This window comes from Streptosporangium sp. NPDC050855, from assembly GCF_044456585.1.
Taxonomy (GTDB): Bacteria; Actinomycetota; Actinomycetes; order Streptosporangiales; family Streptosporangiaceae; genus Streptosporangium; species Streptosporangium longisporum.
Genome location: NZ_JBITFY010000005.1, coordinates 218,074 through 242,604 on the forward strand (window position 1 = coordinate 218,074; position 24,531 = coordinate 242,604).

The 24,531-nt window shown below is 72.6% G+C and carries 20 protein-coding genes; 12 read left to right on the plus strand and 8 right to left on the minus strand.

The genetic code is table 11. From position 1 onward, the window contains the following. Nucleotides 1-58 precede the first annotated feature (58 nt). The 3 genes from ACIBCT_RS13530 to ACIBCT_RS13540 form a co-directional block, all read right to left on the minus strand. The gene (locus tag ACIBCT_RS13530; protein ID WP_399188089.1) at nt 59-1,375 is read right to left on the minus strand and encodes a C40 family peptidase; all 1,317 of its coding nucleotides are present in this window, start codon (nt 1,373-1,375) and stop codon (nt 59-61) included. 421 nt (nt 1,376-1,796) lie between these two features. After that, on the minus strand, nt 1,797-2,297 hold the full coding sequence (greA, locus tag ACIBCT_RS13535) for a transcription elongation factor GreA (RefSeq protein ID WP_344902669.1): 501 nt from the start codon (nt 2,295-2,297) through the stop codon (nt 1,797-1,799). 108 nt (nt 2,298-2,405) lie between these two features. Then, the gene (locus ACIBCT_RS13540) at nt 2,406-2,834 is read right to left on the minus strand and encodes a DUF4307 domain-containing protein (RefSeq protein WP_399188092.1); all 429 of its coding nucleotides are present in this window, start codon (nt 2,832-2,834) and stop codon (nt 2,406-2,408) included. A 232-nt stretch (nt 2,835-3,066) separates the two neighbouring features. Here ACIBCT_RS13540 and mca point away from each other — a divergent pair, with 232 nt between their 5' ends. From mca to ACIBCT_RS13555, 3 genes are read left to right on the plus strand one after another with little or no spacing between them, the layout of a single operon-like run. Then, nucleotides 3,067-3,951: a mycothiol conjugate amidase Mca gene (gene mca / locus ACIBCT_RS13545; protein ID WP_399188094.1), complete on the plus strand. Its 885-nt coding sequence runs from the start codon at nt 3,067-3,069 to the stop codon at nt 3,949-3,951. A gap of 34 nt (nt 3,952-3,985) precedes the next feature. Further along, nucleotides 3,986-4,288, plus strand: coding sequence for a hypothetical protein (locus tag ACIBCT_RS13550; RefSeq protein ID WP_399188096.1), 303 nt, complete (start codon nt 3,986-3,988; stop codon nt 4,286-4,288). Between the two features lie 38 nt (nt 4,289-4,326). Continuing rightward, entirely contained in the window at nt 4,327-4,680 is a 354-nt protein-coding gene (locus ACIBCT_RS13555; RefSeq protein ID WP_399188098.1) for a GNAT family N-acetyltransferase, read from the plus strand. 42 nt (nt 4,681-4,722) lie between these two features. On the opposite strand, the gene ACIBCT_RS13560 is transcribed toward ACIBCT_RS13555, so the two are convergent. Further along, nucleotides 4,723-5,883: a hypothetical protein gene (locus ACIBCT_RS13560; RefSeq protein ID WP_399188100.1), complete on the minus strand. Its 1,161-nt coding sequence runs from the start codon at nt 5,881-5,883 to the stop codon at nt 4,723-4,725. Nucleotides 5,884-6,018: 135 nt separating this feature from the next. On the opposite strand from ACIBCT_RS13560, the gene ACIBCT_RS13565 reads away from it, so the two are divergent. The 5 genes from ACIBCT_RS13565 (at nt 6,019) to ACIBCT_RS13585 (ending at nt 12,235) form a co-directional block, all read left to right on the plus strand. Further along, entirely contained in the window at nt 6,019-6,480 is a 462-nt protein-coding gene (locus ACIBCT_RS13565; RefSeq protein WP_399188102.1) for an STAS domain-containing protein, read from the plus strand. A 133-nt stretch (nt 6,481-6,613) separates the two neighbouring features. Further along, nucleotides 6,614-7,852, plus strand: coding sequence for a cytochrome P450 (locus tag ACIBCT_RS13570; RefSeq protein WP_399188104.1), 1,239 nt, complete (start codon nt 6,614-6,616; stop codon nt 7,850-7,852). 169 nt (nt 7,853-8,021) lie between these two features. Next, nucleotides 8,022-8,828, plus strand: a complete 807-nt coding sequence (locus ACIBCT_RS13575; RefSeq protein WP_399188106.1) for an alpha/beta fold hydrolase — start codon at nt 8,022-8,024, stop codon at nt 8,826-8,828. After that, the gene (locus tag ACIBCT_RS13580; RefSeq protein WP_399188109.1) at nt 8,825-10,069 is read left to right on the plus strand and encodes a PP2C family protein-serine/threonine phosphatase; all 1,245 of its coding nucleotides are present in this window, start codon (nt 8,825-8,827) and stop codon (nt 10,067-10,069) included. The genes ACIBCT_RS13575 and ACIBCT_RS13580 overlap by 4 nt, the downstream gene beginning before the upstream one ends. Before the next feature lie 117 nt (nt 10,070-10,186). After that, on the plus strand, nt 10,187-12,235 hold the full coding sequence (locus ACIBCT_RS13585; protein ID WP_399188111.1) for a thioredoxin domain-containing protein: 2,049 nt from the start codon (nt 10,187-10,189) through the stop codon (nt 12,233-12,235). A gap of 80 nt (nt 12,236-12,315) precedes the next feature. Here the strand turns inward: ACIBCT_RS13585 and ACIBCT_RS13590 are convergent, their stop codons facing one another. Both ACIBCT_RS13590 and ACIBCT_RS13595 read right to left on the minus strand, forming a co-directional pair. After that, the gene (locus ACIBCT_RS13590; RefSeq protein WP_399188113.1) at nt 12,316-14,478 is read right to left on the minus strand and encodes a transglycosylase domain-containing protein; all 2,163 of its coding nucleotides are present in this window, start codon (nt 14,476-14,478) and stop codon (nt 12,316-12,318) included. A 105-nt stretch (nt 14,479-14,583) separates the two neighbouring features. Beyond that, nucleotides 14,584-15,063, minus strand: coding sequence for an Lrp/AsnC family transcriptional regulator (locus tag ACIBCT_RS13595; protein WP_399188115.1), 480 nt, complete (start codon nt 15,061-15,063; stop codon nt 14,584-14,586). 102 nt (nt 15,064-15,165) lie between these two features. Here ACIBCT_RS13595 and hppD point away from each other — a divergent pair, with 102 nt between their 5' ends. After that, nucleotides 15,166-16,275, plus strand: a complete 1,110-nt coding sequence (hppD, locus tag ACIBCT_RS13600; protein WP_399188117.1) for a 4-hydroxyphenylpyruvate dioxygenase — start codon at nt 15,166-15,168, stop codon at nt 16,273-16,275. A 427-nt stretch (nt 16,276-16,702) separates the two neighbouring features. Next, nucleotides 16,703-18,196 carry a M1 family aminopeptidase gene (locus ACIBCT_RS13605; protein WP_399188119.1) on the plus strand — a complete coding sequence of 498 codons (1,494 nt, stop codon included), beginning with the start codon at nt 16,703-16,705 and terminating at the stop codon, nt 18,194-18,196. A 48-nt stretch (nt 18,197-18,244) separates the two neighbouring features. Here the strand turns inward: ACIBCT_RS13605 and ilvA are convergent, their stop codons facing one another. Both ilvA and ACIBCT_RS13615 read right to left on the minus strand, forming a co-directional pair. Then, complete coding sequence (gene ilvA, locus ACIBCT_RS13610) at nt 18,245-19,453, minus strand: threonine ammonia-lyase (protein ID WP_399188121.1); 1,209 nt, start codon at nt 19,451-19,453, stop codon at nt 18,245-18,247. Between the two features lie 182 nt (nt 19,454-19,635). Next, nucleotides 19,636-20,817 carry an FIST N-terminal domain-containing protein gene (locus ACIBCT_RS13615; protein WP_399188122.1) on the minus strand — a complete coding sequence of 394 codons (1,182 nt, stop codon included), beginning with the start codon at nt 20,815-20,817 and terminating at the stop codon, nt 19,636-19,638. 242 nt (nt 20,818-21,059) lie between these two features. Here ACIBCT_RS13615 and ACIBCT_RS13620 point away from each other — a divergent pair, with 242 nt between their 5' ends. Continuing rightward, nucleotides 21,060-22,487: a sigma 54-interacting transcriptional regulator gene (locus ACIBCT_RS13620; protein WP_399188123.1), complete on the plus strand. Its 1,428-nt coding sequence runs from the start codon at nt 21,060-21,062 to the stop codon at nt 22,485-22,487. A gap of 9 nt (nt 22,488-22,496) precedes the next feature. Beyond that, on the plus strand, nt 22,497-24,443 hold the full coding sequence (locus ACIBCT_RS13625) for a VWA domain-containing protein (RefSeq protein ID WP_399188124.1): 1,947 nt from the start codon (nt 22,497-22,499) through the stop codon (nt 24,441-24,443). Nucleotides 24,444-24,531 lie beyond the last annotated feature (88 nt).

Below are 24,531 nucleotides of genomic sequence, written 5' to 3' on the forward strand. Positions count from 1 at the left end.
CGCGGGACCGGTGTCGCGGGACCGGTGTCATCGGTGCCGCCGGGGCGGCACCGCCGGGTCAGCGCACGCGGGCGGCGACCTGCGGGCTGATCCGTACGACCCCGGCGAAGTTACGGGTGCTGACGGGGACGAGCTTGACCACGTCCCCGGTCCTGGGGGCGTGCAGCATCTTGCCGCCGCCCCAGTAGATCGCCACGTGCGAGACGTACCCGGGATTGGTGGGGTCGTGCCGCCAGAACAGCAGGTCGCCGGGCTGGGCCTGGGACAGCGGGATCTGCGGGCCCGAGACGAACTGCTGGTGCGTCACCCGGGGCACCTTGATGCCCGCCTGCGCGTACGCCCACTGGACCAGGCCCGAGCAGTCGAAGCTGTCGGGACCCTCGGCGCCCCACACGTACGGGCGACCGACCTTGCCCGCGGCGGCGGTGAGCGCGGTGTGCAGCTGGGCGGTGGTCATGAACGACCCCGCCGACCAGGCCGTACGGCGCGGCGCCGTCAGCACCGGGTTGATCACGGCGACCTGCCCGCCCCTGGGCAGGAGCCGCAGCAGGGCGCGGCGCAGCTTCGCGGAGTCGGCTCGGGGGGCGCTCACCACCAGCGCGTTGTTCTCCGGGATGCCCAGGGCGCGGGCGGTCTGGCGGGAGACCACCGCGTCGATGGCGCCCATGCCCATCGTGGCGTAGGCGCCGACACGCAGGTTCCGCCCGGCGGTGGTGAAGGTCTTGCCCAGCGGCATGCCCCCGTCGCTGCCCAGGACGAAGGAGACGGCGACCTCGCCGGCCGAGACGTTCCTCCAGAGCCGGTCCGAGCGCGCGGTCGGCCTGGGGGTGTACGCGCGGAACGTCGAGGGGTCGACCCCCAGCGTCTGCACCCGCTTGCCGTCCAGGACCACCTCCGCGGCGTCGGCGCGCTCCACGGCCCGCACCCCGGCCAGCCGGGTGATCCTGGCGACCACGTCGTCGCCGAGCGACCGGGGCGCCACGACGAACAGGTGCGGCTGCCGCATCGCGGTCAGCGGTGCCACCGGGGACGGCGCGGACGACGGTGCGGACGACGGTGCGGCGGGTGCGGCGGGTGCGGTCGCGGCCGTCCCGCCCCGGGCGGGCTCGGCCGCGGCGGCGGGCGCGGTGGCCACGGACCTGCGCATCACGACGGTCCCGCGTTCGGTCTCCGGCATCTGCGTGAGGATCACCAGGCCGGCGGCCGGCACGCTGACGGTCATGACCGCGACGACCGGCACGAGCCACCGCAGACGGGCGGCGCGGGGGTCACGGTAGGGGTGGTACGGGTGCCGGGGGCCGAGACGGGGACGGTAGGCGAGGTCCTGACGGGCCTCCCGGATCAGATCGGAGACGCGCGGCCGCCGATAGAACACGACTTTGTTCCCTTCCCCGATGACCCAGCCCTACGAGAGTGCCTCACCCCGCGCCACAATGTACGCGAACCTCGCGAAAAGCGCCTTATTAGTGTTTAGCCGTGTTCATGGCGACGCTGCGCGTCGCGGTGAGGCCGCTCTTATCCGGCTCTGTGTTCATGGCGACGCTGCGCGTCGCGGTGAGGCCGCTCTGATCCGGCTCCTTCCCTCGTCGAGGGGGATCGTTCGTTCCTCACGATCCTCCTCTCCTCGGTCCAGTCGCCGGCGCGGCCTCACGGCCGGTCACCGGCACGACCTTCGGATGTGTAGTCCGGCGGCCGTCCCGATACGTGACGATCCGCCGGGACGGAGGTCCCGGCGGATCCGTGGAGGACGGACGCGCGGCTCAGGAGCGAGGTGCGAGACGGCGGGACACGGCGGCTCAGTTGCCGATGTAGGGCACCGCCTCGAGGATCTCCACCGTGTTGGAACGGCCGTTCGGCATGGTGTAGGTCGCCTTCTCGCCGATCTTCTTGCCGTTGATCGCCGCACCCAGGGGCGACTTGGGCGAGTAGACGTCGATCGGGGCGCCGCTCTCCTCACGGGAGGCCAGCAGGAAGGCCACCTCCTCGTCGTCGCCCTCGAAACGCACGGTGACCGTCATTCCGGGGCCGACCACGCCCTCGGTACGGGGCGCCTCGCCGACCTTGGCGTTGTCCAGGATCTGACGGAGGTGGAAGATGCGCGCCTCCATCTTGCCCTGCTCGTCCTTGGCCGCGTGGTAGCCGCCGTTCTCCTTCAGATCTCCCTCTTCGCGGGCTGCCTCGATCTTCTTGGCGATGTCGACGCGCCCGGGCCCCGAGAGGTGCTCAAACTCAGCCTTCAGGCGGTCGTACGCCTCCTGAGTGAGCCAGGTGACGCTCTCGTTGTGGGAGTCGGCCACGGGTTCTCCTTGCTTCCTCTAGGGGGCATGCTGCTTCAGGGGGTTGCGGTCGGACGAATCTCGAAAGGCTAACAAGTTAAGCCCTCCACCGCCTCCCCAAATGTCTCACTATACGAGATAGCAGTACTGGACATCGACGGAAGTGGCCTGGGCACTGGTCTCTAGCCGTTCGGTAAGCCGGACATGCTCCTCACCAGGGGGGATACCGACCTCCTTGTTGCCCACCTCGACATGGTCGACGTCCATGGCCCGGAGACGGCAGCGCGCCGAGCGATCCGCCGGCTTGTACGCCTCGAAGGTGATCCGCACGGAATCGCCGCGGCTGACGTCGAACGTCACGACCTGCTCGAAGACCTCCGTATTCCCCTTCGACGCCCACATCACGTACCCCCACCCCCCGGCGCAGACCGCGCAGAGGATGGCGATCACCACGTGCACGACCAGGCGCCCCCGGCGCTCCGGGCGGTCGGGAAAGTCGCCCGGGCTGCCGAGGACGGGACCGTCCTGACGGCCCTTCTCGGCTTCGCTGGTGGCCATCACGGAATCTCCCTGCACTACCTCGGTGTTATCCGAGACGATTGTCCCTCGCGGGGGTGTCGCCCTCGCGACCGCCCAGGAGAAACTAACCTTTCTTCGGAGTGACGTAAGCCGAGGGCACGCGGGACGAGGCGCCGGAGTGGCGCGGGGGGCACGGCCGGACAGGCCGTCCGCCCGCGCGGCGGCCGGTGACATCGAAGAGCGTGACCGACACAGAGGAGACACCGAGCCCGTGAGTGCACCGCTCAGGCTGATGGCCGTTCACGCGCATCCCGACGACGAGTCGAGCAAGGGCGCCGCCACCATGGCGCGCTACGTGGCCGAGGGCGTGGACGTGCTGGTCTGTACGCTCACCGGAGGCGAGCGCGGGTCGATCCTGAACCCCAAGATGGACCGTCCCGACATCCTGGAGAACATCGCCGAGGTCCGGCGGCTGGAGATGGAGCGCGCCCGCGAGATCCTCGGCGTGCGGCAGCGCTTCATGGGGTTCGTCGACTCCGGCCTGCCCGAGGACGAGAACGAGGCGCTGCCCGAGGGCTGCTTCGCCGTACAGCCGATCGAGGTCGCCTCGGAGCCCCTGGTGGCGGCCGTCCGGGAGTTCCGGCCGCACGTCATCCTCACCTACGACGACGACGGCGGCTACCCGCACCCCGACCACATCATGACCAATCGCGTCTCGGTGGAGGCCTTCGAGGCGGCCGGTGACCCCGACCGCTACCCCGGCACCGGTGAGCCCTGGCAGCCCCTGAAGCTCTACTACCACATGGGTTTCACCAAGGACCGCTTCGAGGCGCTGCACGAGGCGATGAACGCCCGGGGCATCGGCTCCCCGTACGCCGACTGGATCGCCCGCTGGGAGGACCGGCCGCAGAAGTGGCCGGTGACCACCCGCGTCCCCTGCGGGGACTACTTCGAGGCCCGCGACGAGGCGCTGCTCGCGCACGCCACCCAGGTGGACCCGGACGGGTTCTGGTTCGTCTGCCCGCGCGACCTGCAGCGCGAGATCTGGCCGACCGAGGACTACCACCTGGCCCGCTCGCTCGTGGACGTCGAGCTTCCCGAGAACGACCTGTTCACCGGCATCCACGCGGACACGGTCTCGCCCGCCTGCCACTGACACGACCGCGAGGGGGCGGTGGCAGACTTGAGCCGTGATTGCATTCGAAACCGCCCCTACGGGCCCCACGGGTGACGTCAGTCCCGGCCTGCTGGGTTTCCTGGTCGTGGCCGGGCTGGGGTTCGCCCTGTACATGCTCGTCAAGTCGATGAGGAAGCAGATCTCCAGGATCGAGGTCCCCTCGGAGGCGGAGTTCAGGCAGCGGCGGAACGACGCCGGGGCCGGCGGTTCCACCGGGCCGGCGGAGCCCCCGGCGTCCGCGGGACCCACCGCTTCTACGGCCCCTCAGGTGCCCCCGGGGCCCTCGGCACCCTCGGCCCCGACCACCGCTCCCTGACCCCGGCTCCGGCCGGGCCGACAGCTTCGAGGACGAGCATGGCCGAGACCACCGGCCCCGGCGCCCCTTCCGGCGGCGTGGCCGTCTCCGACGACCCCGGGGCCTCCCGCTTCGAGATCACGGTGGACGGCACGGCCGCGGGATTCGCCGCGTACCGGCTCCGGGCCGGGAAGATCATCTTCACCCACACCGAGATCTCGCCCGCGTTCGAGGGCAGGGGCCTGGGCGGACGGCTCGCCTCGGCGGCCCTGGACGCGAGCCGGGCCTCGGGCCGGGCGGTCGTGCCGCTCTGCCCGTTCATCGCCGGTTACATCCGGCGGCACCCCGCCTACCGGGACCTGGTCCCGGAGGGATACGCCGACCTCGTCGACGAGGAGACCGCGCAGACCTGACCCGCCCCGCCGCCGGTCGGAAGGACCCGGCTCCCGCGGCCGTCAGTCGCCGAGGGCGTCCGTCGAGGACCAGGCCCGCTCCAGCGCCTTGGGCAGGCCCCAGTGCCCCAGCGGGGTGAGCACCTCGGTCCGGTCGACGATCCCCAGGCAGGCCCAGAGCGGGGTGACCGAGCTGAAGAGCGTCTCGGCCGCGTCCAGGTCCTCGGGCTCGTCCATGTCGACGTCGATGTCCTCGGACTCGGCGATGAGCCGGGCGATCCGTTCCGGCGAGGCCAGCACCCCGGGACCGCGCCTGGCCAGGGCCGCGACCACGGCCAGCCAGTCGGCGTGGTGGATCGCGCAGAGCGCGGCCAGCACCGCGTCCTCCGGGCCGAGTTCCCCCTCCAGGTCGGAGAAGACCTCCACCCGGTCGTCCTCCTCCGGCAGGTCCGAGATCGGCCCCGCGATGCCCGCCGTGACGGTCATCCACAGTTCCTCGTCGTCGGTGGGCAGCGGCTCCTCCTCGTACCCGGCGCAGGCCCGCAGCACGTTGCCGGGATAGCCGGGCCTGTCCAGCATCTCGCGCAGCCGCGCGGCGGCGACCCGGAGGTCCCTGGCCGGACGCTCGGGGGCGGGCAGCTCGGCCAGGATGCGCCGCAGCTCGCCCAGGGCGAACGCCTCCTCCTCGTCCCAGGCGGCGAAGAGCTCCTCGTCCTGCTCGTCGGAGACGGCCGCGCCGGGGATCCGCCCGTCCGGCAGCGGCCCGGTGAGCCAGCGTTCCTGCAGGTCCGCGTACGCCTCCCTGGCCTCCTCGTCGCCCCGGGCGAGGGCGTCCGGGTCTATCTCGCCCTCGGCGACCTTCTCCTCCAGGTGGGCCACCAGCCTGCGGAACATCTCCTCGCCGACCGGCCCGCGCTCGTCCTCCTCGGGCCAGACGAAGAAGCTCCGGGTCAGCAGGAGCGGCTCGGTACCGGTGGACTCCATCCAGCGCTGCACGTCCCCCACGGTGGCACCGCCGGACTCGATCGCGCTGAGCGTGGCCTTGGCCGAGTCCCAGAACGGGGCCGAGAGCGGGTTGCCCGCCGCGAGCATCGCCCTTCTCAGGTCGGGCAGCGCCACCAGCGCCACACCGGACGGCACGGCGAGCAGCGCACGGGCAACATCACGCCGGGTCAGCCCGGAGGCCGCTCTTCCGGCGTGCGCACAGACGAAGTCGAGATCCACGCCCAGTGAGCCTACGCCCGAAGTGCCCCGAGCACACCATCCGAGGGGCCGTCGCGCCCGTCCGGGGGTCTGCGAGACGTTCATCCGATCCGGCTGCACAATGGAGGGCGGGACACGCGAGAAGGACTGGAGAAGATGGGCACGCACCCCTCCGACGAGCTGGCCTTCACCGTCGATCTGGGCGAGCCGGGCAGTCATGCCGTGGTCCACGTCCGCGGTGAACTGGACTGGAACAGCGCCCCCACCCTCACCACCATGGTCGAGCACCTTTGGGACTTCCTGCGGGACGGTTCCCTGATCCTGGACCTGAGCCCGATGACGTTCTGCGACTCCATGGGGCTCGGCACGCTGATCGAGATCTCCAAGGGATGCCGGGCGCGCCAGGTGCGCTTCGTGCTGGCCGCCCCGCCGCCGTCACTGTGCCGCACCCTGAGGATCACGGGGCTGAACACGGTGTTCGAGCTCCGCGACACCCTGGGGGAGGCCCTGGAAGGGGTCCCGCGGGGCCTTGGGAACCGTCAGGACCGCGGCGACCCGGGGGTCGCCGCGGATCGCCTCTCCGACGCCGACGGCGGCCAGGTCGGCGTCCTCGGCTGAACCGCCGTCCCCGGTCCGGGACGGCGGCTCCGGCCGGGCGAGCCGTTCGGTGTTGCAGGCCGCCGTGCCCGCCGTCGCCCCGGCCGCGGCTCCCGGCTGTTTTCGGCGGGCGGGTCAGGGCATGCACGACCGTATGCCTGATCTCGACAACACCCTTCCGCTGCTGCTCGAGGGCTACGGCTGGCTGCCGAACCTCCGGCGCCGTACCGGGAACGACGTGGTCCGCACGCGCCTGCTGGGCATGCGCGTGACGGCGCTGTGCGGTCCCGAGGCGGCGCGCTTCTTCTACGACGAGGACCACATCAGGCGCGTCGACGCCCTGCCCGGCCCGATCAAGAGCACGCTGACCGGCCACGGGGCCGTGCACACCCTGGACGGCGCCGACCACCGCCTGCGCAAGGCGATGTTCATGTCGCTCATGACCGAGGACGGCGTCCGCGACCTGGTCGGTCACACCGTGGCGGCCTGGGCCGACGCGGTGGCCTCCTGGCCCGCCGGGCGGCCGGTCGTGCTCTTCGACGAGGTCTCCAGGGTGCTGACCCGGGGGGTGACCCGGTGGACCGGCGTCCCGGTCGCCGACGACGACGTGGACGACACGGCCCGCGCCCTGGTCGCCCTGGTCGACGGCTTCGCCACCGGCGGGCCGCGGCACTGGCGGGCCCGCGCGGCCCGCGGGCGCCTGGAGGCGTGGCTGGCCGGTCTGGTCCGGGACGTGCGGGACGGGGTGCGCTCCGCGCCGGCGAGTTCGGCGCTCGCGGTGGTCGCCGGTCATCGCGGCCCCGACGGTGAGCTCCTCGACCCGCGCGTGGCCGCGGTGGAGCTGCTCAACGTGATCCGGCCGACCGTGGCCGTGTGCTGGTACGTCACGTTCGCGGCCCACGCCCTGCACCGCTGGCCCGAGCAGCGCGCCGCCCTGCGCGAGGTCGACGACCAGAGCCTGTTCGCCGAGATGTTCGCCCAGGAGATCCGCCGCTTCTACCCCTTCGCCCCCTTCGTCGGCGGCAGGGCCGTCCGGGACCTGTCCTGGCAGGGGCAGCCGATCGAGGAGGGCTCGCTGGTGCTGCTGGACGTCTACGGCCAGAACCACGCCCCCTCCCTGTGGAAGGAGCCCTACACGTTCGACCCGCAGCGGTTCGCCGGTCACCGGCCCGGCTCGTTCGACCTGATCCCCCAGGGTGGCGGTGACCCGCGTACCGGCCACCGGTGCCCGGGGGACGCGATCAGCGTCGCGCTCCTGCGGGCCCTGAGCGTCCGCCTGGCCCGGCTGGAGTACGAGGTGCCCGCCCAGGACCTCCGCATCGCGCTGCACCGCATCCCGGCCCGCCCGGCGAGCGGGTTCGTCCTCGTCCCGGCGCGCCCCGCTGGCGGCTGAGGCCGTCCCGGGGCCGTACCGGAGCCCCGATGACCCACCGGTGGGGCACAGGGGCACCGGCGGGGCGCCGGGGAGATCGTCGCGGGCCGGGGGCCCGGCCCGCCCGGGGACGGCGGCGGAGCCCGGGGCGGGCTCCCGGTGTCGTGACAAAAGATGAAATGATGCACGGATGAGCGCGACCAGACGGAACAACGTCGTGATCACCGGCCCCGAGGACGGGACGCCGGTCATGCTCGCCCACGGCTTCGGCTGCGACCAGAACCTCTGGCGCCTGGTGGTCCCGGCCCTGGCCGAGCGCTTCCGCGTCGTGCTCTTCGACCACGTGGGCGCGGGCCGGTCGGACATGTCGGCCTGGCTGCCCGAGCGGTACTCCACCCTGGACGGCTACGCCGACGACGTGCTGGACATCTGCCGGGAGCTGGGCCTGCGCGAGACGGTGTTCGTGGGTCACTCCGTCAGCTCCATGATCGGCGTGCTGGCGGCGGCGCGGGAGCCGGAGTGCTTCGCCAAGCTGGTCCTGCTCACCCCCTCACCGCGCTACATCGACGACGAGGACGGCTACCGGGGCGGTTTCAGCGAGGCCGACATCGAGGAGCTGCTGGAGTCGCTGGACAGCAACTACCTGGGCTGGTCCGCGGCGATGGCCCCGGTGATCATGGGGAACCCGGACCGTCCCGAGCTGGGCGAGGAGCTGACCAACAGCTTCTGCCGTACCGACCCGCAGATCGCGCGCGTCTTCGCCAGGACCACGTTCCTGTCCGACAACCGGGCCGACCTGGTCAAGGTCACCGTGCCGACCCTGGTGATCGAGTGCGCCAGCGACGCCATCGCCCCGCGCGAGGTGGGTGCGTTCGTCCACGCCCAGATCCCCGGCAGCCGGCTGGTGACCCTGGACGCCGTCGGCCACTGCCCGCAGCTCAGCGCGCCCCGGCTCACCGCGGAGGCGATCACCTCCTTCGCGGCCGGTACCGGGTGACACCGGATCGCGGGGGCGTCCCCCGCCAGACCGGTGCCCACGACCCGTCCCAGGTCGCGCTGTTCAACGCGCTGCTGGAGGACAGCTCCGAGGACCTGTACGAGCACGCGCCGTGCGGCTACCTGTCCACTCTCCTGGACGGCCAGATCGTCAAGATCAACACCACCCTGCTGACCTGGCTCGGCCACACCCGCGAGCAGCTGGTGGGCCGGCGCCGCTTCAGCGACCTGCTCACCGTCGGCGGCAGGCTCTACCACGAGACCCACTTCGCGCCCCTGCTGCGCATGCAGGGCGAGCTGGGCGGGGTGGCCCTGGAGATGCGGACCGCGGACGGCGCCCGATTACCCGTCATGGTCACCTCGGTGCTGAAGACCGACACCGACGGCCGGCCGCTGCTGATCCGCACGACCGTCTTCGACGCCCGCGACCGCCGGGCCTACGAACGCGAGCTGCTCCGCGCCCGCCAGGAGGCCGAACGCGACCGGGAGCGGCTCAAGCGCCTGGTGGCCACCCTGCAGCGCAGCCTGCTGCCCCCGGTCCTGCCGCACGTGCCCGGGATGGAGATCGCCGCGCACTACCACATCGCCTCTCCCGACCAGGTGGGCGGCGACTTCTACGACGTGTTCCCGCTCGGCGACGGCCGGTGGGGGATCTTCCTGGGCGACGTGTGCGGCAAGGGGGCCGGGGCCGCCGCGCTGACCTCCCTGACCCGGTACACGCTGCGCGCCGCGGCCGCCTACGCCCCCGATCCGCTGGAGGTGCTGCGCACCCTCAACACCGTGCTGCGCCAGGAGTACACCGACGACGAGATGCGCTTCTGCACCGTCATCTTCGGCGTGATCACCCCGGACGGCGACGGTTTCACCGCCACCCTGGCCAGCGGCGGCCACCCCCCGGCGCTGCTGCTGCGCGCCGCCGGCGAGGACGCCCGGTACCTGCACACCCCCGAGGGCCTGCTCATCGGCGCCCTGGCCGAGGCCCGCTTCACCGCCGTCGAGACCCGGCTCGGGCCCGGCGACACCCTGCTGCTCTACACCGACGGGCTGACCGAGGCCCGTCTCCCCGGCGGCGACCGGTACGGCGACGAGGCCCTGCTCGCCTTCGCCACCGGCCTGTCGCCCGCCGGCGCGCCCGCGGCCGTGGCGGCGGTGACCGAGCTGCTCGGCACCTTCGGCGACGGCCTGGACGACGACACCGCCCTGCTGGCGCTGGGCGTGCCCGCCCCCGACCGTCAGGTGTGAGCCGACCCTGCGGGCGGAACCGGCAGGTGTGAGCCGGGCCCTGCGGGTAGAAACCGTGACGCGCGACCCGCGCACCTCGCGAGGAGAGCGTACGCACCGCGTAGGAGAGAGGTCATCATGAACCGCTTGAAGGACGCGACCAGTCCCTATCTGCTGCAGCACGCCGACAATCCGGTGGAGTGGTTCCCCTGGGGGGACGAGGCCTTCGCCGAGGCCCGGCGCCGCAACGTGCCGCTGCTGATCAGCGTGGGATACAGCGCCTGCCACTGGTGTCATGTGATGGCCCACGAGTCGTTCGAGGACGAGGGCACGGCCGCGCTGATGAACGAGCACTTCGTCAACGTCAAGGTCGACCGCGAGGAACGCCCGGACGTGGACGCCGTGTACATGTCCGCCACCCAGGCCATGAACGGCCACGGCGGGTGGCCGATGACAGTCTTCGCCACCCCGGAGGGCCACCCGTTCTACACCGGGACCTACTTCCCGCGGCAGCAGTTCCAGCGCCTGCTGACCGGGGTGACGAACGCCTGGACCGGCGACCGCGCCGCGGTGCTGGAGCAGGGCTCGAAGATCGTGGAGGCGCTGAACGAACGGTCCGCGCTGCCCTCCGGGCCGCTGCCCACCCCGGACACGCTCGCGCGGGCCGTACGCGGCCTGGCCGGCTCCTTCGACGCCGAGCGGGGCGGCTTCGGCGGCGCGCCCAAGTTCCCGCCGTCGATGGCCCTGGAGTTCCTGCTGCGCCACGCCGCGGCGCAGGCGGTCGGCGCGGCCCGGGACGACGCGGCCGGGGAGGACTCCGGCGCGGAGGCCGCGGAGGCCGGGGCGACCGGGGAGGCCGCGGCGGCCATGGCCGTCCACACGCTGGAGGCCATGGCCAGGGGCGGGATCTACGATCAGCTCGCCGGCGGGTTCGCCCGCTACAGCGTGGACGCCGACTGGGTGGTGCCGCACTTCGAGAAGATGCTCTACGACAACGCCCTGCTCCTGCGGGTCTACGCGCACTGGTGGCGCGCCACCGGCTCGGTGCTGGGCAGGCGGATCGCGCTGGAGACGGCCGACTGGCTGCTGGCCGAGATGCGCACCCCCGAGGGGGGCTTCGCCTCCGCGCTGGACGCCGACAGCGAGGGCGAGGAGGGGAAGTTCTACGTCTGGTCGCCCGAGGAGCTCCGCGAGGTCCTCGGCGAGGAGGACGGCGACTGGGCGATCGGCCTGTTCGAGGTGACCGGGACGTTCGAGCACGGCACCTCGGTGCTCCAGCTCCTGGAGGATCCCGACGACCCCGAGCGGTTCGCCCGGGTGCGCTCCGCGCTGCTGGCCGCGAGGGCCGGCCGGGTGCGGCCCGGCCGCGACGACAAGGTGGTGGCCGCCTGGAACGGCCTGGCCGTCGCCGCCCTCGCCGAGGCCGGGGCCCTGTTCGACCGGCCGGACCTCGTCGAGGCGGCGCGGCGGGCCGCCACGCTGGTCGACGAGCTCCATCTGGACGGCGACCGGCTGCTGCGCACCTCCCGGGACGGCCGGGCGGGCGCCAACGCGGGCGTCCTGGAGGACTACGCCGACCTGGCCGAGGGCCTGCTCGCCCTGTACGGGGTGACCGGCGAGGTCAGGTGGTTCCGGCGGGCCGGGACGCTGCTGGACGCGATCCTGGAGCGCTTCTCCGACGGCGCCGGCGGGTTCTACGACACCGCCGAGGACAGCGAGAGCCTCTTCCAGCGCCCGCAGGACCCCACCGACAACGCCACCCCGTCGGGTCAGTTCGCCGCCGCCGGGGCGCTGCTGTCGTACGCGGCGCTGACCGGCTCGGCCCGGCACCGGGAGGCGGCCGAGGCGGCCCTGGGCACGGTGACCGTCCTGGCCGACCGGCACGCGCGGTTCGCCGGGTGGGGGCTGGCCGCGGCCCAGGCGGCGGTCTCCGGCCCGGTCGAGGTGGCCGTCGTGGGCCCGGCCGGTGACCCGGCGACCGCGGCCCTGCACCGGACCGCGCTGCTCTCCCCGCTGCCCGGCCTGGTCGTGGCGCTGGGCGAGGGCGACTCGGACGAGGTCCCGCTGCTTCAGGGGCGGGGGCCGGTCGGGGGTGAGCCCGCGGCCTACGTGTGCCGGGGCTTCACCTGCCGGATGCCCGTCACCACCCCGGCCGCCCTGCTGGCCGAGCTCGCGGCCGGGGCCTGATGGCCCGGCGCCCGCCGCGCCCCGAAAGGGCCGGGTGAGAAGGGCGTGACGCCCCCCGGCCGGCCACGGCCCGGGAGGGGTCACCCCTCGCCGGGGGAGGTCCCCAGCCTGCGGCCCAGGCCGTCGAGGCCGAAGTCGCCGTCCCCGCCGGGGCCGTCGCCCCGGTCCTCGTCCCAGCCGCCGGGACCGTCGCCGCCGTCCCCGGGCCACTCCCCGGGCCCCTCCCCCGCGCCGGGCCCCCGGTCGGGGACCGGGACCTCCCCCTCCGGGGCCGGGGCGCCCGGCTCGGGGGTGCCGGTGTCGCCGGGCCCGGGGACCGGGCCGACGCCCGCCTGCCCCCGCGGGTCCTCCTGGCCGTAGCCGTGGTCGCCGTAGGGGTTGGAGTAGCCGTAGCTGGAGGGCTCCTTGAACTCCTTGACCGGCTTGCCCTTCATCGCCTCGGTCATGAAGGCACGCCAGATCTGCGCCGGGTAGGACCCGCCGTACAGGGCGCTGCCGTTGACCGTCACCGGCTTGTTGTCGTCGCGGAACATGTCGACGGCCACCGCGAGCTGCGGGGTGAACCCGGCGAACCACACGGCCGCCGACTCGTCGGTGGTGCCGGTCTTGCCCGCCACCGGGCGGTCGGCCAGGCGGGCTCCCGAGCCGGTGCCGGCCTCGACGACCTGCCGGAGCGCGTAGGTCGCGTCGATGGCGGCCTGCTCGCCGAAGGCGCGCCTGCCCTTGGTGGAGCTCTTCACGATCCGGCCGCTCGCCTCGGTGATCGAGCGGATCACATGGGCCTCGCGGTGGACTCCCTCGGCGGCGAAGACGGCGTACCCCGAGGCGTTCTGCACCGCGCTGACCGAGGCCACGCCCAGTGGGAGCGTCGCGGCGCCCCGGTGCGGGGCGAGCTGCTCGGCGGGGATCCCGGAGTTCTGGGCGACCTTGACGACCTTGTCCAGGCCGACCCTCTGGGCGAGGTCGACGAACGCGGTGTTCACCGAGCTCTGCGTCGCCCTGACCAGGTTGATCTGGCCGTAGGAGTAGCCGCCCGAGTTGGGGATGTCGGCCGAGGCGACCCGCAGCGGCGAGTTGCCGTCGACCTGGGTCTCCAGGCCGAAGCCGTTGTCGAGGGCGGCGGCCAGCGCGTACGCCTTGAAGGTCGATCCGGCCTGCACCTTGGCCGAGAAGGAGTTGTCGAACTTGTTGGCGGCGTAGTCGCGGCCGCCGTAGAAGGCCGTGACCTCGCCGGTCGCGGGGTCGACGGCGGCCAGGCCGGTGCGGACCTTGCGGGGGGTGCCCTCGGGCAGCACCGAGGTGACGGCGCGCTCGGCGGCGGCCATCAGGTTCTTGTCGAAGGTCGAGACGATCTTCAACCCGCCCTGGTTGATCACCTCGTCGGTGTACCCCCTGCTCTTGAGCTCGGCCGTCACCTGGTCGAGCATGTAGCCCTGCTGCCCGGTGGGCTCGAAGATCGCCCTGGGCCTGGCGAGGGCGGGGAAGGTCGCTCGGGCGGCCTCCTCGGAGGTGATCGCCCCGATGGCCGCCATCCCGTCGATCACCGACCTCCAGCGCTCCCTGGCCGCGTACAGGTCGGGCCCGGAGGGGTCGGCGAACCTGGAGGGCTGCTGGATCACGGCGGCCAGGTAGGCGCTCTCGGCGAGGGTCAGCCTGCTCAGGTCCTTGCGGAAGTAGGCCCCGGCCGCGGCGTGCACCCCGTCGGCACCCCGGCCGAAGTAGATGGTGTTGAGGTACTGCTCGAGCACCCAGTCCTTGGACTTGGAACGGTCCACCTTCAGGGAGATCATGACCTCCTTGAGCTTCCGGACGACGGACCGTTCCTGGCTCAGGCCGCTGTAGTAGTTGCGGACCATCTGCTGGGTGATCGTGGAGCCGCCCTGGAGCTGCCGGCCGGTGAGCGTGGACCACATCGCGCGGAAGGTGCCCTTCAGGGAGACGCCCTGGTCGTCGTAGAAGGAGCGGTTCTCCGCGGCGATGACCGCGTTGCGCAGGGTCTGCGGCACCTTGTCGAGGGTGACGCTCCTGCGGTTGACGCCCTGGCGGGCCAGCACGGTCCTGCCGTCGCGGTAGTAGATCACCGATCCCTGCGCGGTGGCGTCGGGCTGCGTGCTGTCCGGGATGGGGGTCATCGCCCAGACCACCCCGAGCAGGCCCGCCACCGAGAGCACGACAACGCCGAAGAGGACGAGTGTGATCTTCAGGATCCTTCTCCTGGAAACGCTCGTCCGACCCTTCACCACGCGTGACCCCCCGGTAGGACCTATCGCAGACCCCCTGCGACCTGCACGGACCGCCAAGGGTAAACGATGGATAACGGTGTCTGGCCCCTGCTTGGCATGGTACGGCTACCCTCTCGCCTTGCGGGGGACATCGGCCACCAAAGGCAGAACACGGTATGGCACGGGAGTGTCCAAGGCGATCACCGACGACGTCCTGACCACGCCGTGGACGTCGACGATCTGGTCGATCACCCGCTGCAGGTCGGTGTTGCTGCGCGCCACCACCCGGCAGTGCATGTCGTCGCCGCCGGTGATGGTGTGCACCTCCAGCACCTCGGGGATGGCCGCGAGCTGGTCGGAGACCGGGTCGTGCCCGCTGACCTGGCGGATCTGCAGGGTGACGAACGCGGTCACGTCGTAGCCCAGCGCCGCGGGGGCGACGTCCGGCCCGAAGCCGGTGACCACCCCGCGGGCCGACAGCCGGTCCAGCCGGGCCTGGACGGTCCCCCGGGCCACGCCCAGCCGCCGCGAGCACTCCAGCACGCCCAGCCGGGGCTCGGCCGCGAGCAGGGCGATGAGCCGGGCGTCGAGCTCGTCGATCGTCATGGTGTACAGATTCTCCAGGGTGACCGGTGAGTAACTGGGCAAATTGTACAGAGTTTCAAGTCACTCTTGCACAGGTCGCCCAATAAAACAGACAGTATGGGCATGAGCGACATCTTCCCCGTGAACGGCATGGATGCCGTGGTCTTCGCCGTGGGCAACGCCAAGCAGGCCGCCCACTACTACTCCAGCGCGTTCGGCATGCGGCTCGTGGCCTACCGGGGCCCGGAGAACGGCAGCCGCGACGAGGTGTCCTACGTGCTCACCTCGGGTTCGGCGCGGTTCGAGTTCCGGGGCGCGGTACGCCCGGGCACCGGCGTCTCCCGGCACGTGGCCGAGCACGGCGACGGTGTGATCGACCTCGCCATCGACGTCCCCGACGTGGAGCAGGCCTACCGGCACGCGCTCGCCCAGGGCGCCAAGGGGCTGGCGGAGCCGTACGTGATGGAGGACGAGCACGGCAAGGTCGTGCTCGCGGCGATCGCCACCTACGGCGAGACCCGGCACACCCTGGTCGACAGGTCCAACTACAGCGGCCCCTACCTGCCCGGTTTCGTGGCCGCCGAGCCCCTGGTGGCGCCCCCCGCCGTCCGCAACGGCCGGCTGTTCCAGGCGATCGACCACTGCGTCGGCAACGTGGAGCTCGGCAAGATGGACGAGTGGGTGGAGTTCTACCGGCGGGTCATGGGCTTCACCAACATGGCCGAGTTCATCGGCGACGACATCGCCACCGAGTACTCGGCGCTGATGTCCAAGGTCGTCGCGGACGGCACCCGCAAGGTGAAGTTCCCGCTCAACGAGCCGGCCATCTCCAAGAAGAAGTCGCAGATCGACGAGTACCTGGAGTTCTACGGCGGCCCCGGCGTGCAGCACATCGCGCTGGCCACCAACGACATCCTGACCACCGTCGACCACATGCGCGCGGCCGGGGTCGCCTTCCTGGACACGCCCGCCTCCTACTACGACGACCCGGAGCTGCGCGCCCGCATCGGCGAGGTCCGCGCCCCGATCGAGGAGCTCAAGAAGCGCGGCATCCTGGTCGACCGCGACGAGGACGGCTACCTGCTGCAGATCTTCACCAAGCCGGTCCAGGACCGCCCGACCGTGTTCTTCGAGCTGATCGAGCGGCACGGCTCGCTCGGGTTCGGCAAGGGCAACTTCAAGGCGCTCTTCGAGGCCATCGAGCGCGAGCAGGACCTGCGCGGCAACCTCTAGCCGCACCCGCACCCCGCCAACCCGCCAACCCGCCAACCCGCACCGCGCGTGCCACCCGGGACGGACCGTCCCGGGTAACGCCTCCCGGGGACAACCGATGACCGCCCTTGGCTTTGCCAGGACCCCCTCGGGGCGATCAATCCGGAACGGCACCGTCACGGCCGGTCACCATCGACCGGCCGTTCCCGGTCCCGCGTCCGCCGGGGAGCCACCCCGGTGGACGCCGGCGTCCGGGACCCGAGTGATCTGCGCCACCCGCCCCCGGGGTGGATGAACCCGCATTTCGTACTTTGTCGGTCGCACGGGCGGGCCGTGTCCGGTCCCGGCGTCCGGACGCTTGCCCGAGACGCCTGATCGGCGCAGGCAGGTCGCGTAGGGTGCCATTCACTGGCTCGGCCGTACGGGCCGGGGAAGGGGGCTTGAGGGTATGGCGTCCAAGCGGCCGGCCACCACGGCGACCACCGCTCTTCTCGGCGTGCTCGGCATCGCCGGCACGGTCGCCTGCTCGGCGTCGAGCGGCCAGAGCGTGCTGGGCACGAGCCCGGCCTCCGCCTCGGCCCCGATGCCGGCCTCGGCCCCGGTGTCGGCCTCGATCTCCGCGCCGGACCGCGAGTCCGGGCCCGGCGCCCCCGGGATCGGCGACCCCGACTTCCCCACCGACGGCAACGGCGGCTACGACGTGGACCGCTACCGCCTCAGGCTGGGGTACGAGCCCTCCTCCAGGCGCCTGTCCGGGGTGGCCGGGATCGAGGCGCGGGCCACCCAGCCGCTGACCGCCTTCAACCTCGACCTGTCGGGCTTCACCGTCCGCCGGGTCACCGTGAACGGCAGGCCCGCCAGGTTCGGCCGCAGCGGCACCGAGCTCACCGTCACCCCGGCGACCCCCGTCGGGAACGGCGCGGCGTTCACCGTCGAGGTCACCTACGCCGGGGAGCCCAAGCCGGTCCGCGGTTCCTCCAACCTCGGCACGTACGGCTTCATCCCGACCAAGGACGGCGCGTTCGTCACCTGCCAGCCGAACGGCGCCAAGACCTGGTTCCCCGGCAACGACCACCCCGCGGACAAGGCCCGCTACGAGTTCTCGATCACCGTGCCCGCCGGGCTGACCGCGCTGGCCAACGGGGAGCTGGTCGGCACGCCCAGGACCTCCGGCGGCAGGACGACCTTCCAGTGGCGCGAGAACCACCCGATGGCCAGCTACCTGGCCACCATGACGCTGGGCAGGTTCGAGCTGCGCCAGGGCAGGACCCCGGGGGGCCTGAAGAACCTGGCCGCGGTCGACCCGAAGTACCGCGGCGAGCTCCAGCACCTCTACGACACCTCGGGCAGGGTCACCGACCACTGGAGCACGCTGTTCGGCCCCTACCCCTTCTCCTCCACCGGCGGCGTGGTCGACGACTTCCCGGCCGGCTACGCCCTGGAGAACCAGACCAAGCCCATGTACGGCGGGTTCGCCCCGGACGACTCCATCATCGCCCACGAGCTTGCCCACCAGTGGTTCGGCGACAGCCTCAGCATCAAGCGCTGGAGGGACCTGTGGCTCAACGAGGGCTTCGCCACCTACGCCGAGTGGCTCTGGTCCGAGCACGAGGGCCGGACCACCGCCGAGCAGCTGTTCCGCAGGAGCCACTCGGCGGGCGCCGACGACCCGATCTGGAGCTACGCCCCGGGCCGGGCCAGGGCCGACGACCTGTTCAACAACTCGGTGTACACCCGGGGAGCCATGACGCTCCACGCGCTCAGGCAGCGGATCGGCGACCCGGCGTTCTTCAGGCTCCTGCGGGAGTGGGCCGCCGAGCACCGGTACGGGAACGTCACCACCGCGCAGTTCCTCGCCAAGGCCGAGAAGGTCTCCGGCAAGGACCTGGACGCCCTCTTCGACGCCTGGCTGTTCACCCCGCGCAAGCCCACCACCTGGTAGGGCGCCTCCCAGACCCCGTCACGCGGGACCGTCCCCCGCCGGGCCGGTTCAGGTACAGACGATCTTGTATCCGTCCACCCGCAGGGAGCCCAGCACCTCCTCGGAGTGCACCGGCCCCTTGGTCTCCAGCTGGAGCTGGACGTCGACCTCGCCCGGGTGCATGCCCAGCCGCTGGTGCACGATGTCGAGCACGTTCGTGCCCAGGTCGGCCAGCCGGGTCAGCAGCGTCGCCAGGGCGCCCGGCCGGTCCGCCAGCGGCACCCTCACCGTGAGGTAGCGCCCGGCCGCGGCCAGGCCGTGCCGCAGGACCTTGGCCAGCAGCAGCGGGTCGATGTTGCCCCCCGACAGCACCGCCACCACCGGTGGCTCGAAGACCTCCGGGTGGGCCAGGATCGCGGCCACCCCGGCCACGCCCGCCGGCTCGACGACCTGCTTGGCGCGCTCCAGGCAGAGCACCAGGGCGCGGGAGATCTCGCTCTCGGTGACGGTCACGACGCTGTCCACCAGGTAGTGGATCAGCTCGAAGGGCAGCTCCCCCGGCCGGCCCACCGCGATGCCGTCCGCCATCGTCAGGGCGGGCCTGACCTCCACCGGATGCCCCGCGGCCAGCGACGCCGGGTAGGCGGCGGCCAGCTCGGCCTGCACGCCGACGATCCGCACCCCCGGCCGCAGCGACTTGACCGCGAGCGCCACCCCGGCCGCCAGCCCGCCACCGCCGAGCGACATCACGATCGTGCCGACCTCGGGGAGCTGCTCGACGATCTCCAGCCCGATCGTGCCCTGCCCGGCGATGACGTCCGGGTGGTCGAAGGGGTGGATGAAGATCGCCCCGGTCCGCCCGGCGTGCTCGCGGGCCCGCTCCAGCGCCACGTCCACGGTGTCCCCCGCGAAGATCACCTCCGCGCCGTACGAGCGGGTCGCGGCCACCTTGGGCAGCGGCGCCCCCCGCGGCATGTAGACGGTCGCGCCGGTCCCGACCAGCCCGGAGGCCAGCGCCACGCCCTGGGCGTGGTTGCCCGCGCTCGCCGCCACCACCCCCCGCAGCCGCTCGTCCCCGGTCAGCCCGGCGATCCTGACGTACGCTCCCCGGATCTTGAACGAGCCGGAGCGCTGCAGGTTCTCGCACTTGAGGTGGACGGGACCGCCCACCACACCGGAGAGCACGTGCGAGTGGAGCAGCGGGGTGCGCAGCGCGACGTCGGCCAGCAGCCCGCGCGCGGCGACCACGTCGTCATAGGTCACCTGAGGGTCCTGCATGCGGCTCATCGTACGACCGGCACCGCCCCGCCCCCGCACCCGAGCCCCGGCGCCCCCGGCCCAGGCGGTCGGTATTTCTCGCCCCCGTCGCGATCGCCCTGTCGTCTCATGCTCATCGCCGACTTCGGCGACGAACAGCTCAAGGTCGGTTGATCCTCCGGCCGCCGGGCCGCCGAGGGGCGTCACGAACGGTCGGCGGGCGGGCGGGCGGAGAAGACCAGGACCGAGGCGGTGAAGGCGTGGACGTGGTTGTGGCCGCCCACCGGGCCCACCTCGCCGGCGGCGAAGAACCCGGCCACCCCGCCCGGGCCCAGCGTGTCGTGGACGGCGACGGCGTCGTGGTCGGCGCTGCCGAACATGGCCGAGCCCCGGCCGTTGCAGGAGAACAGCAGGGCGCCGTCCACCCGGCCGAACTCCTCGCGGTGGGCGTCCAGCAGCTCGTACAGGTCCTCGTCGGCGGTGGCGGCGTCACGGACCTGGAAGCGGACGGTACGGCCGATCTCGACGACGTCGCCGATGGCCACGGCCTCCCGCTCGGGGTCGATGCCGAGCACGCCCCGGATCAGGAAGTCCCCGCGCTCGTGCCGTTCGGCGTACTCGTCCATGGCGACGCCGATCTGCAGCCCGGAGGCGACCAGGTCGCGGTCGTCCTCGTCCAGGGCGCTGACGATCTCCTCCAGCCGGGCCAGGGCGGGCTGCCCGGCGAGCTCCAGCAGCAGGTTGTCCTCGGCGGAGGTGACGGCCATGGTCGGGCCGATCGGCCGGCAGCCCTGGCTGACCACGGTGGCGACGTTGACGTCGCCGCTGAGCAGCACCCCCACCGCGCCCTCGGTGTGCACCTGGCCGTCGGCGAAGAGCCGCACCGCGCCGCGGCCCTGGACGGCGTTGGCCAGGCCGCCGATCAGCGGGAGATCTCCCATGACCTCGGCGGAGCGCTCGACGAAGCCGTCGGTGGGGAAGCTGTAGGGGTCGGCGAGCAGGACGGCCGCCCGGTCGTCGGGGGCCCGGTCGGGCAGGCCGACCACCACGAAGCGGTCCTCGGTCTTGAGCGTGTCGAGGGCGAAGGTGGTGAGCCTCGCCCCCTCCAGGGTGGCGGCCCAGGCGCTGACCGCTGGGGTCACCTCGATCCCCTGGCCGTCCCCGATGACCCCGGTGGCGCTGCATCCCAGCACGGCCGCGCCGGGCGCCATGCCCATCGCGCGCAGCCCGGCCCGGGAGACCTCGTCGGGGTCGTCCCCGCAGATGAAGAAGCAGAGCAGGTCCGCCGGCCCGGACAGGCCGGACAGGGCCCGGCGCACCGCGGTCTCGGCCGCGGCGACCAGGTCGGCCCCCACCGCGAGGCCGTCGGCGAAACGACTCGTCATCAGCGCCACTCGTCCGCACCCCCTGTCCGTCGTGTTCCCGTCGCAAGCGCCGGCCGCCCCGTGCCGGAGCCGTCCGGTGCCTGTTCCTGGAGCGATTGTCCCCACTGCCGGGGCAAGCACTCGCCCCGGCCGCCACGCAATATCGGCGGCCCGTCCCGCCCGCGTCCCACGGGGGTCTCCCGCGGCTCCGCAAGGGCCCCGGCGGAAGGGAACAAGATCCGGAAGAGGGAGGAGAGTGCCGGATGGTGCGTTGTGGACGTAGGCTCGATCCCGTGCCTCATATCCCAGAGCCACGTACTCTGCGCGAGCTGCGCGCGAGCGGCCATATTCACCGTACGGTAAAGGCCGAGATCCGTGAGAACCTCCTGGCCCGCCTGCGGGCCGGGGAGCCGCGGTTCCCGGGCATCGTGGGCTTCGACGACACCGTCCTGCCCTACCTGGAGCGGGCGCTGCTCGCCGGGCACGACCTGGTCCTGCTCGGTGAGCGCGGCCAGGGCAAGACCCGGCTGATCCGCACCGTGACCGGGCTCCTGGACGAGTGGACCCCCGTCGTCGAGGGCTGCGAGATCAACGACCACCCCTACGAGCCCTCCTGCGCCCGCTGCCGCCGCCTGGCGGCCGAGTCGGGCGAGGAGCTGCCGATCTCCTGGAAGCACCGGGACGACCGGTACGGCGAGAAGCTCGCCACCCCCGACACCTCCGTCGGCGACCTGATCGGCGACATCGACCCCATCAAGATCGCCGAGGGGCGGACGCTCGGCGACCCGGAGACCGTCCACTACGGGCTGGTCCCCCGGAGCAACCGGGGCGTGTTCTCCGTCAACGAGCTGCCCGACCTGGCCGAGCGGATCCAGGTCTCGCTGCTCAACGTGCTGGAGGAGCGCGACATCCAGGTCAGGGGCTACAACCTGCGCCTGCCGCTGGACATCCTGCTGATCGCCAGCGCCAACCCCGAGGACTACACCAACCGGGGCCGGATCATCACCCCGCTGAAGGACCGCTTCGGCGCCGAGATCCGCACCCACTACCCGCTGTCGGTCGAGACCGAGCTCGTCCTGATCCGCCAGGAGGCCGCGCTCGGCGAGGTGGGCGCCGACCTGCCCGACCACCTGATCGAGGTGATCGCCCGCTTCACCCGGCTGGTCCGGGAGTCCACCGCGGTGGACTCGCGCTCGGGGGTCTCGGCCCGCTTCTCCATCGCCGCGGCCGAGACCGCGGCCGCCTCCGCCGTACGGCGTGCCGCGCTGACCGGGGAGGACCACGCGGTGGCCCGGGTGGCGGACCTGCCGGGGATCGTGCACACGCTGCGCGGCAAGGTGGAGTTCGAGGTCAGCGAGGAGGGCCGGGAGATCGAGGTGCTCTCGCACCTGCTCCGCAGGGCGGTGGCCGAGACCTTCCGCGGCACGCTCGGCGGCACGGACCTGAACCCGCTGCTGGAGAGGTTCTCCGAGGGGGCCCAGGTCGAGTCGGGCGTGACGGTCCCGGCCTCGGAGCTGCTGCGCAGGGTCGGGCCCGTGCCGGGCCTGGCAAGGATCATGTCCCAGCTCGGCATCGGCGACGAGTCCCCCGGGCACGCCGCCGCCGCGCTGGAGTTCGCCATGGAGGGTCTCTACCTTCTGCGCCGGCTGTCCAAGGACGAGGTGGACGGTACGACGGTCTACCGCACCTGAGGGGTCCGCATGAGCTATCGCTACGGCGAATACCGGGACGGGCCCGACCCGCTCGCCCCGCCCTACGACGTCCGTTCGGCGCTGGACCGGATGGGCGACGCGGTCCTGTCCGGTTCCAACCCCGCCCACGCCCTGCGCGACCTGCTCAGGGAGGGGCTGCCCGGGGCGGAGAACCGGCGGGGCCTGGAGGACCTGCTCCGCGAGGTACGGCGGCGCAGGCGCGAGCTGCGCGAGCGCGGCCGTCTGGACGGCACCCTGGAGCGGGCCAGGGCGCTGCTGGACAAGGCGATCGGCCAGGAGCGGGCCGAGCTGTTCCCCGACCCCTCCGACGACGCCCGGCTGCGCGAGGCCGAGCTGGCCGCGCTCCCGGACGACACCGCGAGCGCCATCCGGGAGCTGGGCGAGTACCGCTGGCGCTCGGCCGCGGCGCAGCGGACCTTCGAGGAGCTGCGCGACCTGCTGCGCAGGGAGGTGCTCGACAGCCAGTTCCGCGGCATGCGCCAGGCGCTGGAGAATCCCGACCCGGCCGCCATGGAGCGGGTCAGGGAGATGATGACCGACCTGAACGACATGCTCGACCGGGACGCCCGGGGCGAGCACACCCAGGCCGACTTCGAGCGGTTCATGGAGAAGTACGGGGACATGTTCCCGGAGGCGCCGCGGAACCTGGAGGAGCTGGTCGACACCCTGGCCCGCCGGGCCGCGGCCACCCAGCGCCTGCTGGCCTCGCTGACCCCGGCCCAGCGGGAGGAGCTCGACGCCCTGATCGGGCAGACCCTTCAGCAGGCCGGGCTGGACGAGCAGATGCGCCGCCTGGGCGAGTCCCTCTACGCCCGTCGTCCCGACCTGTCCTGGAACACCCCGGAGCGGTTCGGCGGCGAGGAGCCGATGGGCATGTCCGACGCGGTGGGCGCGCTGGACGAGCTCGCCGACCTGACGCAGCTGGAGTCCGCGCTGCGCCAGGACTACCCCGGCGCCCGGATGGACGACATCGACGAGGACGCGATCCGGCGCGCCCTCGGCCGGTCCGCCGTGGACGACCTGGAGGCGCTCAAGCAGGTCGAGCGCGAGCTGGAGGCCCAGGGGTACCTGCGCCGCCAGCGCGGCAAGGTGGAGCTCACCCCCAAGGCCGTCCGGAGGCTGGGCGAGACCGCGCTGCGCCGCGTGTTCACCTCCCTGGAGGGGGGCCGGCGCGGCGACCACGACCAGGTGGACGCGGGCTCGGCCGGGGAGCTCACCGGCTCCTCGCGGCCGTGGAGGTTCGGCGACGAGCAGCCGATCGACGTGGTCCGCACCGTGGTCAACGGCGTCCGGCGCGGCGGGGGCACCGGCTCGGTGACCCTGACGGTGGACGACTTCGAGGTGGCCGAGACCGAGCGGCGCACGGCCGCGGCGGTCTGCCTGCTGGTGGACCTGTCGTACTCGATGGCCCTGCGCGGCACCTGGGCCGCCGCCAAGCAGACCGCGATGGCCCTCCAGGCCCTGGTGGCCTCGAAGTTCCCCCAGGACTCGGTGCAGATCATCGGCTTCTCCAACTACGCCCGGGTGCTGCAGCCCGACGAGCTGGCGGGCCTTGAGTGGGACATGGTCCAGGGCACGAACCTGCACCACGCCCTGCTGATCGCCGGGCGCCACCTGGACCGTCACCCCGACTTCGAGCCGGTCGTGCTCGTGGTCACCGACGGTGAGCCCACCGCCCACCTGCGGCGCGACGGGTCGGCGGCCTTCGAGTGGCCGCCCACCTCCGAGACGCTGGAGCTGACCCTGGCCGAGGTCGACAAGATGACCCGGCGCAGGGCCACGCTCAACGTCTTCATGCTGGCCGACGACGAGCGCCTGCGGGACTTCGTCGACGAGGTGGGACGCCGCAACGGCGGCCGGGTCTTCTCCACGGGCGCCGACCACCTGGGGGAGTACGTGGTCAGCGACTTCCTGCGGACGCGTCGCAGCCGCTGACCCGCCGGATCCGGGCCTTTCGTCCGCCCCCTCGCCGGGGCCCGATCCCGGGCTCCGGCGGGCGGCCGGTCAGGCGTCGACGCCGGTC